10 protein-coding genes are annotated in these 14,715 nt (G+C 66.0%); 8 read left to right on the top strand and 2 right to left on the bottom strand.

Going from position 1 to position 14,715, the window contains the following annotated elements:
- Genes asnB through nadE form a run of 4 tightly spaced genes read left to right on the top strand, consistent with a single transcriptional unit; the run spans window position 1 to window position 4,710 of the window.
- A complete protein-coding gene (asnB, locus tag GB927_RS09390; RefSeq protein WP_256116473.1) occupies window positions 1–1,956 on the top strand; it encodes an asparagine synthase (glutamine-hydrolyzing) in 1,956 nt (651 codons plus the stop codon).
- A 2-nt stretch (window positions 1,957–1,958) separates the two neighbouring features.
- A complete protein-coding gene (locus GB927_RS09385; protein WP_256116472.1) occupies window positions 1,959–2,213 on the top strand; it encodes an acyl carrier protein in 255 nt (84 codons plus the stop codon).
- Between the two features lie 14 nt (window positions 2,214–2,227).
- Window positions 2,228–3,739, top strand: a complete 1,512-nt coding sequence (locus GB927_RS09380) for a class I adenylate-forming enzyme family protein (protein WP_256116471.1) — start codon at window positions 2,228–2,230, stop codon at window positions 3,737–3,739.
- On the top strand, window positions 3,736–4,710 hold the full coding sequence (gene nadE, locus GB927_RS09375; protein ID WP_256116470.1) for an NAD(+) synthase: 975 nt from the start codon (window positions 3,736–3,738) through the stop codon (window positions 4,708–4,710). Before GB927_RS09380 ends, nadE begins: the two co-directional genes overlap by 4 nt.
- On the opposite strand, the gene GB927_RS09370 is transcribed toward nadE, so the two are convergent.
- The gene (locus tag GB927_RS09370) at window positions 4,691–7,273 is read right to left on the bottom strand and encodes an AMP-binding protein (protein WP_256116468.1); all 2,583 of its coding nucleotides are present in this window, start codon (window positions 7,271–7,273) and stop codon (window positions 4,691–4,693) included. The two genes, nadE and GB927_RS09370, sit on opposite strands and share 20 nt — an antisense overlap.
- Before the next feature lie 202 nt (window positions 7,274–7,475).
- Here GB927_RS09370 and GB927_RS09365 point away from each other — a divergent pair, with 202 nt between their 5' ends.
- Complete coding sequence (locus GB927_RS09365) at window positions 7,476–9,092, top strand: GMC family oxidoreductase (protein ID WP_256116467.1); 1,617 nt, start codon at window positions 7,476–7,478, stop codon at window positions 9,090–9,092.
- Here the strand turns inward: GB927_RS09365 and pdxR are convergent.
- Window positions 9,089–10,606: a MocR-like pyridoxine biosynthesis transcription factor PdxR gene (pdxR, locus tag GB927_RS09360; protein WP_256116465.1), complete on the bottom strand. Its 1,518-nt coding sequence runs from the start codon at window positions 10,604–10,606 to the stop codon at window positions 9,089–9,091. The two genes, GB927_RS09365 and pdxR, sit on opposite strands and share 4 nt — an antisense overlap.
- 172 nt (window positions 10,607–10,778) lie before the next feature.
- On the opposite strand from pdxR, the gene GB927_RS09355 reads away from it, so the two are divergent.
- From GB927_RS09355 to GB927_RS09345, 3 genes are all read left to right on the top strand, one after another.
- Window positions 10,779–11,882: a mandelate racemase/muconate lactonizing enzyme family protein gene (locus tag GB927_RS09355; RefSeq protein WP_256116464.1), complete on the top strand. Its 1,104-nt coding sequence runs from the start codon at window positions 10,779–10,781 to the stop codon at window positions 11,880–11,882.
- Window position 11,883: 1 nt separating this feature from the next.
- Entirely contained in the window at window positions 11,884–13,371 is a 1,488-nt protein-coding gene (locus GB927_RS09350; protein WP_256116463.1) for an aldehyde dehydrogenase family protein, read from the top strand.
- Between the two features lie 183 nt (window positions 13,372–13,554).
- The gene (locus tag GB927_RS09345) at window positions 13,555–14,631 is read left to right on the top strand and encodes an extracellular solute-binding protein (protein ID WP_256116462.1); all 1,077 of its coding nucleotides are present in this window, start codon (window positions 13,555–13,557) and stop codon (window positions 14,629–14,631) included.
- The last annotated feature ends 84 nt before the right edge of the window (window positions 14,632–14,715 follow it).

Raw genomic sequence — 14,715 nt, 5'->3', positions numbered from 1 at the left:
ATGTGCGGGATCGCCGGATATCATGGAGGAAACATCGCGCCCGAGCGGGCAGCGGATTGCCTCGGCCGCATGGTGGCGGCGTTGCGGCACCGTGGGCCGGACGCCGAAGGCACCCTGATCCGCGGCGACACCGGCCTTGCCCATACCCGGCTTTCCATCGTCGGCCTCATCGATGGCGCCCAGCCTATGGTGAACGAGGACGACACGCTCGCCGTCTCCTTCAACGGCGAGATCTTCAACTATGTCGAGCTGCGTGACGACCTGAAAGCGCGCGGCCATCTTTTCCGCACGACTTCGGATACCGAGGTGCTACTCGCCGCCTATGCCGAAAAGGGCGCCGCTTGCCTTGCCGATTTCAACGGCGACTTCGCCTTCGCGCTGCATGACGCGCGAACCCGCACGCTGCTGCTCGCCCGCGACCGCATGGGCGTGCGCCCGCTGTTCTATACGGAGCATGACGGCACCCTGTTCTTCGCCTCCGAGATCCACGCGCTGTTGGCGCTTCCCGGCATAACGGCCGATATCGATCCGATTGCGCTCGACCAGATCTTCACGCTCTGGTGCCCGATCCCGCCGCGCACCGCCTACCGCAACATCCACGAACTGCCGCCCGGCCATGTGATGATCGTTGAGCATGGCCGGCGCACGATCCGGCCGTGGTGGCAGCTTTCCTATCCCGATCGCAACGATGCTCCGCTCGCTGGCAGCGGGGATGGCACGGTGGAGGCGTTGCGGGCACTGCTCGACGATGCGACCCGCATCCGCCTGCGCGCCGATGTGCCGGTTGGCGCCTATCTCTCCGGTGGCCTCGATTCCTCGCTGATCGCCGCCCTCGCCGCGCCGAAGGTGGCGCGCGGGCTCAAGACGTTCTCGCTGACCTTCCGCAGTGCGGAGCATGACGAAAGCGGCTGGCAGCGGACAATGGCGGCGGCACTCGGCGTGGCGTCGGACAGCGTGGAATGCACCACGGCGGTGATCGCCCGGCATCTGCCGGATGTCATGCGCCACATCCAGTGCCCGATCCTGCGCACTGCCCCCGTTCCGCTCTCGCTGCTCTCGGCGCGGGTGCGCGAACAGGGCATGAAGGTGGTGCTCACCGGCGAGGGCGCGGACGAGATCTTTGCCGGCTACGATCTTTTCCGCGAGGCGCGGGTGCGGCGTTTCTGCGGGCGGCAGCCGGGTTCCACCCGGCGGCCCCGCCTTTTCCAGCGGCTCTACCCCTATCTGCCGGGCCTCAAGCAGCAGTCGCCCGAATATCTCGCGCGCTTCTTCGCCTTCGGCGCCGAGGCGCTCGACGATCCGCTCTATTCCCATCGCCCGCGCTTCCGCTCGACGGCCGCGGCAAAGCTGTTCTTCTCTGCCGACCTGCGGCAGGAAATCGGCGACTACGATGCCGCGGCCGACCTTGCGGCGCAGCTGCCGGCCGATTTCCGCCGCTGGCATCCGCTGCACCAGGCGCAATATCTCGAAACGGCCTTCCTGCTGCCCGGCTATATCCTCTCCAGCCAGGGTGACCGGGTGATGATGGCGAATGCGGTGGAGGGCCGCTTTCCCTTCCTCGACCACCGGGTCGTCGATTTTGCCGCAAAACTTTCGCCGGATGCCAAGCTCAACGGCCTCAAGGAAAAGCACATCCTCAAGCAGGCTGCGCGCGGCCTCGTGCCGGCCGCCATCATCGAGCGCCCGAAACAGCCCTACCGGGCGCCGGACAGCGAGGTTTTCGCGAGCCCCGAGACGCCCGCCTATCTCGACGCCGTCCTGTCGCCGGAACGGCTGGCGGAAAGCGGGCTGTTCAACGTTCAGGCGGTCGGCAAGCTCAAGGAAAAAGTCGTGAAAGGCCAGGTGAGCGGGTTCCGCGACAACGTGGCCTTCATCGGCATCCTGTCGACGGAACTGCTGCGCGTCGCCGGCAAGGCGCACTCACACCAACCTCTATCAGAGATCGGGAAACACTAAAAATGTCCGACGAGACCAGAGACGCCATCCGCACCTTCATCGTGGATAATTTCCTGTTCGGCGACACCAGCCATCCGCTGCCCGCCGACCTGTCGCTGATCGACAACGACCTGATCGATTCGACCGGCATCCTCGAACTCGTCGGCTTCCTGGAGGAGCGGTTTGCCATCACAGTCGCCGATGCCGATATCGTGCCGGCCAATCTCGACACGATCGAACGCATAGCCGGCTTCATCGCCCGCAAACAGGCGGCCTGACGGCGGAAACGGCCATGCGGATCGAGCAATATCTTGAGGACAGTACCAGCCGGGACGGCGCCAAGACGGCAATCGTCGCGGGGGACATGCGCCTTAGCTACGACCGGTTCCTCGATCTTGCGAGCCGCATGGCGACGACGCTGCGCAGCCGAGGCGTCGGGCGGGGCGACCGCGTGCTCATCCTGCTCGACAACGGCTGGCAGGCCGCCGTGGCCGTCTTCGCGACCTGGATTGCCGGTGCGGTCATCTGCCCGGTCAATCCGGCGACCAAGACTGTGCGGCTTTCGCAGATCGCACGCGATTGCCGCCCTACACTGGCGATCGTGGAAGGCCGGCTCGAAGCACGCGTCAAGGAGGTTGCCGAACTTGCCTCCCTGCCCCGCCTCGTAACTGGCGACGCCGGCAGTTTCGATGCTGGGGTTGAGGCCCTCCCGTTCGCCTCCGAAAATTTGCCGGATACCGATCTCGCCGCGCTGATCTACACCTCCGGCTCGACCGGCGAACCCAAGGGCGTGATGCTCGCCCACGACAACATCGACGCCGCGGCCCGCTCCATCACCGCCTATCTCGAAAACGATGCCTCCGACACCATCGTCGTCGTGCTGCCGATGTCGTTCGGCTACGGGCTCAACCAGCTCGTCACCGCCATGCTCACCGGTGCGACGCTGGTCATCGAAAAATCCTTTGCCTTTCCGCAAGCCATTTTCGAGCGCATCCGCGACGAACGCGTCACCGGCTTTCCGCTCGTGCCGGCGATGGCCGCGATGATGCTGCAGGCCCGCGATCTCGATCCCTCCCTCTTCGCCAGCCTGCACTACGTGACGAGCGCCGCGGCCCCGCTGCCGCTCGCCCATCTCGACGGGCTGCGGGCCTTGCTGCCGCACGTCTCGCTCTATTGCATGTACGGCCAGACCGAATGTACCCGCGCCACCTTCCTGCCGCCGGCGGAAATCGACGCCCGGCGCGGATCGGTCGGCATCGCCATACCGGGCACACGCGCCGAAGTCGTCGACGCAGCGGCCGAGCCGGTGGCGCCCGGGACCGTTGGCGAGCTGGTGATCAGCGGGCCGCATGTCATGCGCGGCTACTGGCAGAACGAGGCCGCGACCCGCCGCGCGCTCCGGCCGGATCCGCGGACCGGCGCGCTGCGCCTCCACACCGGCGACCTCTTCACCGCGGATGCTGACGGCTACCTCACCTTCGTCGCGCGCACGGACGACATCATCAAGTCACGCGGCGAGAAGGTCGCGCCGCAGGCGGTGGAGGACGTGCTGTGCCGCATGCCCGGCATCGCCGAGGCACTGGTCGTCGGCGTTCCGCACGAGGTGCTCGGGCAGGCCGTGAAGGCGATCATCGTCGCCTCCGATGCGGCGCTCACCGAGCGCGAAGTCCTGCGCTTCTGCGCCCAGAACCTCGAAGACCACATGGTCCCGAAGACCGTCGAATTCCGCGACACCCTGCCCAGAACCGACACCGGCAAGGCAAGCCGCCGGCTCGCCGCCAACACGACAGGATCGACCGCATGACCGTCCCCTCCTTCGCCCCGCTCGTGCTTGATCCCGCCGCCGAGGTGGAGCGCATCACCGGCTGGATGCGCGAGCGGCTGCGCCTCGACTTACGCAAACGCGGACTGGTGCTCGGCCTTTCCGGCGGCATCGATTCCAGCCTCTGCGCGGCCCTTGCCGTGCGCGCACTCGGCGCGAAAAACGTCTTCGCCCTCTTCATGCCGGAAAACGATTCCGACCCGGAAAGCCTGCGGCTGGGGCGCAGCGTGGCGGAAACATTCGGCATCGACAGCATTCTGGAGGATATCGGCCCGTCGCTCGCCGCCATGGGCTGCTATGAGCGGCGCGACGCCTTCATCCGCGAGGCCGTGCCGGAATATGGAACCGGCTGGGCCTCCAAGATCGTCTTCGACAGCACGATGACGACGGGCGGCTACAATATCTCCTCGCTCGTCGTGCGCTCGCCGGAGGGCGAGATGCGCAAGGTGCGACTTTCGGCAAGCGCGTATCTCGGCATCGTCGCGGCGACGAACATGAAGCAGCGTACCCGCAAGCAGCTCGAATATTACCACGCCGACCGGCTGAACTTCGCCGTGCTCGGCACGCCGAACCGGCTGGAATACGACCAGGGTTTCTTCGTCAAGAACGGCGACGGCGCGGCCGATATCAAGCCGATCGCCCATCTCTACAAATCACAGGTCTACCAGCTCGCCGCCCATCTCGGCGTGCCGGCCGAAATCCTCTCCCGCCCGCCGACGACCGACACCTATTCGCTGCCGCAGACGCAGGAAGAGTTCTACTTCGCGCTGCCCTACGACAAGATGGACGTCTGCCTCTACGGCGTGGAAAACGCCCTGCCGCCATCAGAGATCGCCGCGGCAACGGGCCTCAAGGAAGCCGAGGTCGAGCTGGTCTGGGCGGATATCGCCGCCAAGCGCAAGGTTGCCCGCTACCTGCACGCAGCCCCGCTCGTCATGGCCGCGGCGACCTGACCGCCGTCAGGATGGAGGCCGACGGCGCCTCAAAGCGCCATGCCGCAAGCCGGCGGATGGCGGTGCGCTGGACGAACCAGACCGCCATGCCGAGCGCCAGCCCGCCGGCAATCGCCGTGATGTGGAAGAGAGCGGGCGCGATGCCGGTGCCGTGCAGCGGCACCATCATCACGTCGGGCACCAGCCGGTGGAACAGGTAGATGTGGTAGCTGGCTGCCGCCACCGGCATCAGCTGGAGGAACAGCCAGCGCGGCATGGGCACCGCCGGCACATAGACGAGCGCGACGAAGCCGGCAAAGACGATGAGATACTTGATCGCCGTGCCGATCCACACGCCATCGACGAAACCGAGGATGAAGAACAGCACCGCCGCCAGCCCGACGAGCAAGGCCTTGCTGCGCGGCCCCGGCGCGTGGAAGGCGCACCAGCCGAGTGCGACGAGATACAGGTTCCAGTAGAGCGTAAAAATCTGCCGGTTGCCGATATCGACGAAGAACGGTGCGATGAAACGTGCGGCAAGCGCGATGGCCAGCGCGCAAAGCCCCGCCGCGAACGGATTTTGCGCCACGGCGGCGCGCGCCCGCGGCAGGAAGGCGAGCCCGGTGAAGATCAGCAGGATCTGCGTGAACAGTTCCACGAACCAGTAGAGATAGGGCAGCATCGTGTGGCTTTCCGGGTCGGCGAAGCCGAAATTGCCGACGAGGAACACCGAGGCCCAGGGCACCTGTCCCCAGGCCGCCGCATAGCCGGCCAGAACGCCGGCATAGGGCACCAGCACCGTCATCAGCGGCCTGAGCATCGCCTTCCAGTCGCCAATCGCAAAATTGCCGGGCTGGAAGCGCGCCAGGGAAACGCCGACCAGAACCAGCATCAGCGCCGACCCGCCGGGGATCGGCCAGAGCATCTCATGGTGCAGCACCACCAGCAGGATGGCGGCGACGCGGAGTGGAATATCGATGCCGACGCGCGGCATGGCGGCCTTCTGCGGCTCGCGGGCGGCCAGCGCTTCGACCGTCATTCGCTCCCAGCCCTCCGGCAGGGCGCCCAGCGCGCGCTCCAGCCCGATCGAAAGTTCGACGAAGCGCAGCGAATCGCCGCCGAGGGTGGTGAAACTGTCCGTGCCGGTGATGGCTTTCGGGAAGAAGGCGCGCCGGAAGGCTTCGCGCACGCCGCCGGATGCGGGGTCCTCATGCGGCGGCAGGGCGGCGAGTGCGGCATAATCGAGCTTGCCGTTGGCCGTGCGCGGCAATGCGGGGATGCGCCGGGTCGCCACATGCAGCAGCGTCAGCCCGCTTGCCGCCGCGAGCTTCGCCCGAACCTCCTCCTCCCGCGCTGTGCCGGTAAAGAAGGCGGTGAGCCGGCTGTCCGTGCCGGTGACGACGACGTCCAGGCCATCGCGCGCGAGTGCCTGTTCGATCGCGTCATGGGCGATGCGAAGGCCGGCGATCTTCGACAGCCGCTTGAGGCGCCCGACGATGCGAAAGACGCCGTCGTGGGTGCGCTCGGCAAGATCGCCGGTCCTGAGGTCGTCCATATCCGCACCGCGCGAAAGATCGTCCCGGCCGGTCGCGTAGCCCATCATGACGTTCGGGCCGGAATAGACCAGCTCGCCGGAAACGCCCGCCCCGACGATCTCCGCGCCATCTTCGCCGATCAGCGAGAGCCGGCCGCCCGGGATGGCGACGCCGATGCAATCCTCCTGCCCGGCAAGGCGCTCAGGCGGCATGTAGGCGATGCGGGCGGTCGCTTCCGTCTGGCCGTACATGACGAAGAACCGACCGCCGCGGTCTTCCATGTGCCGACGATAGCGGGTGACGAGATCGGGGGAGAGCCGCCCGCCCGCGACGGTCATGAAGCGCAGCGCCGGCAGGGCGTGCGCCCGCAGCCCTATGCGCTCGAAGAGGTCGTAGCTGAAGGGCACGCCGGCAATATTGGTGACGCCGTGCGCCGCGAGGTCTTCGGCAAAACCATCCTCCAGCACCGAATGGCGCGGCACGAACAGGCTGGCGCCGACGGCGAGATGGGAGTTCAGGACCGAGAGCCCGTAGGAGTAATGCAGCGGCAGCAGCAGCAGGCCCCGGTCGGCCTCGGAAAGCTCCAGATAGCTGGCGATCGACCGGGCGTTTGCTTCCAAAGCGTTGGCGGAGAGCCGGACGCTCTTGCTGACGCCCGTGGAGCCCGAGGTCGAGAGCAGCAGGGCGAGGTCCGGGTGGAGCGGTTCGGGTGCGAGGTGGATGTCCGCATCCGTGCGCCAGCGCTCACCGACGAAGCGGCAAACGGTTTCGGGCCGGAAATCCTCGCAGAAACGCTCGGTGAGCGCCGGCTGGCCGGGCGGCAGCAGGGCCACGGCATGGCCGGCGGCAAGGGCTGCAAGATAGGAGACGATGGCGTGTTCGCAGGTGCCCGCCTCGATCGCCACGAGCCGGCGGCCGTTGCCGAACAGAGCGGCGCGGCGCGAAATGCGCCGGGCGAGTTCCGCATAGGTAACGATGCGATGACCGGGAAAAACGAGGGCCGGCCGGTCGCCCCGCGCCGTAAATTCGGGAATGAAGGACAGCGACATCGCCAGAACGCCTTGAACATGGAACGGCCGTCCGCGACCGTCTCGGCACGCGCTTAATTTAACATGACATTATATGTCAAGAAAAGCTTCCTGGCGCGCCCGGACTGGTATCCTGAACCTTTCGCAATGGACGCTGACGCAAAGGCCAATTCCGATATAGCAATAGGCTTGGACATCGCATGGCGGGAGACCTGGCAGGGACATGGAAGACTTCGACTACGTGATCGTCGGCGCGGGATCGGCGGGCTGCGTGCTGGCGAACCGGCTTTCGGAAAACGGCAAATACCGCGTGGCCCTGCTGGAGGCCGGCGGCAGCGATCTGAATTTCTGGGTGCGCATGCCGATCGGCTACGGCAAGGCCTTCTACCACAACACATTGAACTGGAAGTACCTGACCGAACCGGTACCCGGCATCGCCGACCGGCAGAGCTACTGGCCGCGCGGAAAGGTGCTCGGCGGGTCTAGCTCGATCAATGCCATGGTCTTCATTCGCGGCCAGGCGCAGGATTTTGACGGATGGCGGGCGCTCGGCAATCCGGGCTGGGGCTATGACGACGTGCTGCCCGTCTTCAAGCGCATGGAAGACAATGTCGCCGGTGCCGATTCCTGGCGCGGCGCGGGCGGACCGGTGACGGTCACCAACATCGAAAAGGTCGTGCATCCGCTTTGTGAAAACTACCTCGCCGGCGGCATCGAGGCCGGGCTGGCGCGCAATCCGGATTTCAACGGCGCGACGCAGGAAGGCATCGGCATCTACCAGATCACCACGCGCAACGGTTTTCGTTGCTCGACCGCGACGGCCTATCTGGCGCCCGCCTGCGACCGGGAGAACCTGCATGTGATCAAGGCCGCGCATGTCACGCATGTGCTGTTCGAGGGTCGCCGCGCGAAGGGCGTCGAATACCGGCGGGGCAACGAAATCCGCCAGATCCGTGCGCGCCGCGAGGTGATCCTCTCCGCCGGCGCCGTCAACACGCCGCAGATCCTCCAGCTTTCCGGCATCGGCGAGCCGGCGATGCTCAAGCGCCACGGCATCGAGGTCGTGCATGCGGCGGACCAGGTGGGGCGCAACCTTCAGGACCATATTGGCTTCGACCATCTCTATGCGAGCCAGCGGCCGACGCTGAATGACGTGCTGCGGCCGTGGTGGGGCCGGCTGGCGGTGGGGCTGCGTTACGTGCTGACGAGGAGCGGCCCCCTGTCGCTCAGCGTCAACCAGGGCGGCGGCTTCTTCCGCACCAGCCCGGAACGCACGCGGCCGAACATGCAGCTCTATTTCTCGCCCGTCAGCTATACGCGGGCGATCCCCGGCCGGCGCGCGCTGATGAGCCCGGACCCGTTCTCCGGCTTTCTCGTCGGCGTCTCCAATTGCCACCCGACCAGCCGCGGCGCACTCGCTATCCGCTCCGCCGATCCCTTCGCAGCACCGGAAATCCGGCCGAACTATCTCTCGACGGACGAGGACGTGCAGGAACTGCTGGAAGCCGCGCATTTCCTGCGGCGGCTGGCTGGAACCGGGCCGATGCGCGAGATTATCAAGCACGAGATCAAGCCCGGCGCCGACATCACCAGCGACGAGGATCTTGTCGCGGACATCCGCCAGCGCTCCGGCTCGGTGTTCCATCCCTGCGGCACCTGCGCCATGGGGCCGGAGCCGGCGACATCGGTGGTCGACCCGCGTCTGCGGGTGCATGGTGTCGATGGGCTGCGTGTCGTCGATGCCTCGATCTTCCCGCGCATTACCGCCGGCAACATCAATGCACCGACGATCATGGTCGGCGAAAAGGGCGCAGACCTCATCCTGGCAGCCGCCCGCTAGGCGGTCAGGCGGCCCTTCGCCTGTTCCTTGCGCATCTCCTTGAGGGTAAGCGCGAGGGTTTCCGCAGCACTTGCGATCATGCGCGGCGGGGCTGAGCTGAAGCCGAGGATCAGGCCGCGCTGGCTGACCGGGGTGATCGCAAAGCGGCTGATCGGCGAGACGAGCACGTTGCGCTCGGCGGCGCGGCGGGCGACGGCGAGTTCGTCGAAATCCGGCGCGAGGCGCCCGACCGTATGGAAACCCGTTTCCGTCGGTGCGACCTCCAGCATGCCGCCAAGGTGTTTTTCAGCACCATCGAGCAGCGCCTGAAGCCGTTCGGCATAGACCCGGCGCATGCGCCGGATGTGGCTGGAAAAATGCCCGCACTCGATGAAATTCGCGACGACCGATTGCAGGCTGGCGGCCGAGCCCTGCAACGTCGCCCCGGCGATCCGGTAGAATATATCGACCAGCTCGGGCGGCGCCACCACGTAGCCGAGGCGAAGGGCGGCGAACAGAGTCTTCGAAAAACTGCCGACATAGATGACGCGGCCGGACGTATCGACGCTCTTCAGCGTCGGCGGCGGATGGCCGGCATAGTGGAATTCTCCGACATAATCGTCCTCGATGATCCAGGCCCCCGCGCGTTCCGCCGCGCGCAACAGCTCGAAGCGACGCTGGAGGCTCATCGTCACGCCGAGCGGATGCTGGTGGGCGGGCGTCACGAAGGCGAGGCGGAAATCCGGCGCGACCTCCAGCCCCTCGGCCACGTTGATGCCCTCCTCGTCGATGCTGAGCGGCACGAGCTTGGCGCCCGAGGAAATCAGGCTGTTGCGTGCGCCGATCGCGCCGGGATTCTCGATCCAGACCGTGTCGCCGGGGTCGAGCAGCGTGTTGCCGATGCGATTGAAGGCATCCTGCGCGCCGTTGAAGATGAAGACCTGTTCGGGCTCGCAGGTAATGCCGCGATTGGCGCGCAGATGCATCGCCACGGCCCGGCGCAGTTCCATCAGCCCTTCCGGCGGCGGGTAACCCAGCAGCAGGTTGCGCGGCTGGCGCCAGTAGCGCGTGACCATGCTTGCCCAGAGCGCCATCGGAAACTCGTCGAAGGCCGGAATGCCGGTGATGAAGGGCCGCGGGTTTTCCGGATGCGCCAGACGGGGGAAATAGTGTTCCGAGGCATCGGCGCTCAATTGCGCGAGGCGCGGCGGGCTGCGGATCTCGTCCGGTCTGCTTTCCGGCGGCGCGACGGGCCGGCCGTCGCGCAGCGTCTCGGCGACATAGGCCCCGGCGCCGATGCTGGAACGGATCAGCCCTTCGGCGGCCAGTTGCTCGTAGACGCTGATCGCCGTGGTGCGCGAGACCGCGTGGTCCTTCGCCAGCGTCCGGCTGGAGGGCAGGCGTTCGCCCGGCGGCAGCTCGCCCGACAGGATCATCTCGCGCAGCGCCGAACAGAGCTGCGCGCTGATCGGCGTGCGGGACGTGCGGTCGAAATGCAACGTGGGCAGCAGCGCGCCGCCCGGATACTTCACCATTCCCCACTCCCGACCTGTCGTCCGCCCGCAATAATGGTCCGCTACATAATGCAAAGTGGACCTTACCGCTCAAAGACTTTGCGATGATTGTCATACCAATTCGCGGCGTCAAGTGCCCATCCACATTACGCCATCCGCCAGCCGGATTGGCCCAGAGACAAGTTAGAGCGTCATGAAGATCAAGCGCATCGAGACCTTCTGCAACCGGTATGTCGGCTTCGTCCGGGTGACCGACGAGACCGGTGCGACCGGCTGGGGCCAGGTTTCGACCTACAATTCCGACATCACCTCCGAAGTGCTGCACCGCCAGGTCGCGCCCTATACGATCGGCGCCGAGATCGTCGACCTGGACGACCATCTCGACCGCATCTTCGAGCGCGAGCACAAGTTTCCGGGCTCCTATCTCTACCGTGCCATGTGCGGCCTCGACACCGCGATCTGGGACCTGCGCGGCAAGCATGCCGGCAAGCCTGTGGCGGCGCTCCTCGGCGGTTCCGCCGGTCCGCTGCGCGCCTATGCCTCCTCGATGAAGCGCGACATCACGCCAGCCGACGAGGCCGAGCGCTTCAGGCGACTGCGGGGCGAATACGGGTTTGATGCCTTCAAGTTCCGCGTCGGCGCGGAGTGCGGGCGCAACCAGGACGAATGGCCGGGCCGCACGGAAGAGATCATCCCGACGATCGCCAGGGCCGTCGGCGAAGGTGCCGCCCTGCTGGCCGACGCCAATTCCTGTTACTCGCCGGCCCGCGCCATCGAGGTCGGGAAGATCATGCAGGACAACGGCCTCGTGCATTACGAGGAACCATGCCCCTATTGGGAACTCGAACAGACGAAGGAAGTGGCCGAGGCGCTCGACATGGACGTGACGGGCGGCGAGCAGGATTGCGACCTGCCGACCTGGCGCCGCATGATCGAGATGAAGGCCGTCGATGTCGTGCAGCCCGACATCTGTTATCTCGGCGGCATCAGCCGCACGCTGCGGGTCGTGCGCATGGCCGAAGTCGCCGGAATTCCGGTGACGCCGCATGCCGCCAACCTCTCCATGGTGACGCTCTTCACCATGCACCTGCTGCGCGCCATCCCGAATGCCGGCAAATATCTCGAATTCTCGATCGAGGGCGAGGATTATTACCCCTGGCAGGACGGCCTGTTCCGCAAGTCGCCCTATGACATCGTCGACGGCAAGGCGACCGTGACGGACGAACCCGGTTGGGGCGTGGAAATCGATCCGGAATGGCTCGCCAAGTCGAGCTACCAGGCAAGCGAGGCGAACTGACATGAGCACCGAAACCCTCGTCAGCGAGTATTTTTCGACCGGCACGCTCACCGGCCTGCCCGACGGCCATTTCATCGACGGCGCCTTCGTGGCCGCCTCCGGCAACCGCACGATGGAGACCTTCGACCCCGGCTCCGCCCGCGCCTTCCATGCCTTCGCCGCCGGTGATGAGAGCGACGTGGACCGCGCCGTCGCTGCCGCCCGCAAGGCGCAGCGCGACTGGGGACGCACCAAGGCCGGCGCCCGGGGTGCGATCCTGTTCCGCGCCGCGCAGATCATCCGGGCGGAAGCCGCGCGGCTTGCCGTGGTGGAAAGCCTAGACAGTGGCAAGGCCTTGCAGGAAGCGGAAGGCGACGTCGCGGGTGCGGCGCGCTGCTTCGAATATTACGCGGGCGCGGCCGACAAGATACAGGGCGACACCTTCCCGCTCGGCACCGACTATATCGGCTATTCCATCGAGGAGCCCGTGGGCGTCACCGGCCATATCATCCCATGGAACTATCCGCTGTCGACGGCGGCCCGCAGCATCGCACCGGCGCTTGCCGCCGGCTGCACCGTGGTCGCCAAGCCGGCGGAACAGACGCCGCTGACGGCGCTGATGCTCGCAGACATCCTCCACCGCGCCGGCCTTCCCGCCGGCGTGTGCAACGTCGTTACCGGCACCGGCGCTGAAGCTGGCGGACCGCTGGTGTCGCACCCGGATGTCCGGCACGTCACCTTCACCGGTTCCGTGCCGACGGGCATCCGGGTGATGCAATCGGCGGCCGCCAACGTCACCAGCGTCGTGCTGGAACTCGGCGGCAAGTCGCCGGTCATCGTCATGGCCGATGCGGACCTCGATGCCGCCGTCGAAGGCGTGCTCGGCGCGATCTACGAGAATGCCGGGCAGATCTGCTCAGCCGGCTCCCGCCTCGTCGTCGAGCGTGGCGTGCATGCGGAATTGGTGGAGCGCATCGCAGCACGTGCCGGCGCCCTGAAAATCGGCCATGGCCTGCGCCGACCACAGGTCGGGGCACTGAGCTCCGCCGCCCATCTCGACAAGGTCGCCGGTTATGTGGACGGGGCACGCGAGCGCGGCATAACGGTCGCCGCCGGTGGCCGTCGCGCGTTGGATCAGGAGAGCGGCACGGGCTGGTTCTTCGAGGCGACCATTCTCGATGCCGTCAAGGCGGACGACCCGGTGATCCAGGAAGAGATTTTCGGGCCGGTGCTGTCCGTGCAGGTCGTGGACGGAGAAGAAGAAGCGGTCGCCATCGCCAACGGCACCGATTTCGGCCTCGTCGCCGGCATCTACACCCGCGATTTCGGCCGCGCCCACCGCATGGCGCGCGACATCGACGCCGGCCAGATCTTCATCAACGAATATTTTGCCGGCGGCATCGAGGTGCCTTTCGGCGGCAACAAGCTGTCGGGTTTCGGCCGCGAAAAGGGCTTTGCGGCGCTCAAGAGCTACACGCGGACCAAGAGCTTAGCGGCGAAGATAAACTGAACGTCATAATGGTCTTACGGCAAGGAGATAATGGACCTTTCGGGGAAGCCAATCTCACTCTTTGATGCCAACGGCTAAAAAATCGGGAATCGAGCACCATCGTCGGGAGTGAGATGGTCCTCAGCAGAAAAGAACGCCGGAAAAACGGCGACTTTCAACAGCCAAATGGAAGAGGAGAACAGCATGAAAACCAAATTCGCGCTCGCCGCGACGACGGCGCTTGCCCTGCTCGTCGCAAGCACCGCAGCCCAGGCCGAAACCCTGCGCCTGCTCACCTGGGGCGGTTACGCGCCAGACAACGTCATCAAGCTTTTCGAGGAAGCGAACCCCGACATCACCGTCGAGGTGACGCTCTCCAACAACGAGGAAATGGTCGCCAAGCTCCGCGCCACCGGCGGTGCCGGCTACGACCTCGCCCAGCCGAGCCATGACCGCATCTTCGCAGCCCAGCAGGAATACAACATCTACAAGCCGCTCGACCTGTCGAAGATCGACACGGCCTCGCTCGCGCCGAACCTTCTCGAAGGTGTGAAGGCCAATGCGACGATCGACGGCGCGCTCTATGCCGTGCCGCACCAGTGGGGCACCTCGGGCATCGTCGCAGACGTTTCCAAGGCGCCGGACGTCAAGGGCTGGGGCGACCTCTGCAACCCGGAATACAAGGGCCGCACCTCCATGCGCCTGCGCCGTACCATCCTGCTCGGCACGGCCTTCGCGCTCGGCAAGGACCCCTTCGCGCTCTACGGCGACAAGGCGGCCTACCAGACGATGCTCGACGAGGTCACGGAAAAGCTGATTTCCTGCAAGGACAACGTCAAGACCTACTGGAACGGCGGCGACGACCTGTCGACGCTCTTGCTCTCCGGCGAAGTCGTCGTCTCGGAAGCCTGGGATTCGACGGCCTTCAAGCTCTACGGCCAGAACAAGAACCTGGTCTACGTGCCGCCGGAAACCGGTGCGCTCGCCTGGATCGACACTTTCGTCATCCCGCGCAAGGGCGAAGCTGACGACGCCGCCTACAAGTGGATCAACTTCGTCATGAAGCCCGAGATAGTCAAGCTGATGTCGGATTCGACCGGTGCGATCGCGGCCGTCAGCAACGGCATCGACCTGCTGCCGGACGACAAGAAGGCCGCCGTGCAGGCCGCCTTCGACGAAAAGGATCTGGCGAACCTGAAATTCTTCGCCAACATCCCGGCAGGGCTTGAAGACATGGAAGGCAAGGCGCTCGAGCGCATCAAGGCCGCCACGTCTAACTGATCCGTCCCAGGACTTGACGCCAGCCGGTCGGGGGCCTTCCCTCGGCCGGCTGGCGTCAGAATAAGCCGCCCTGCGGCTCTGATT

Source organism: Shinella lacus (genome assembly GCF_010994755.1).
GTDB lineage: Bacteria > Pseudomonadota > Alphaproteobacteria > Rhizobiales > Rhizobiaceae > Shinella > Shinella lacus.
Note: the sequence above shows the minus strand (reverse complement) of the source record. Positions and strands in the feature narration are given on the sequence as shown.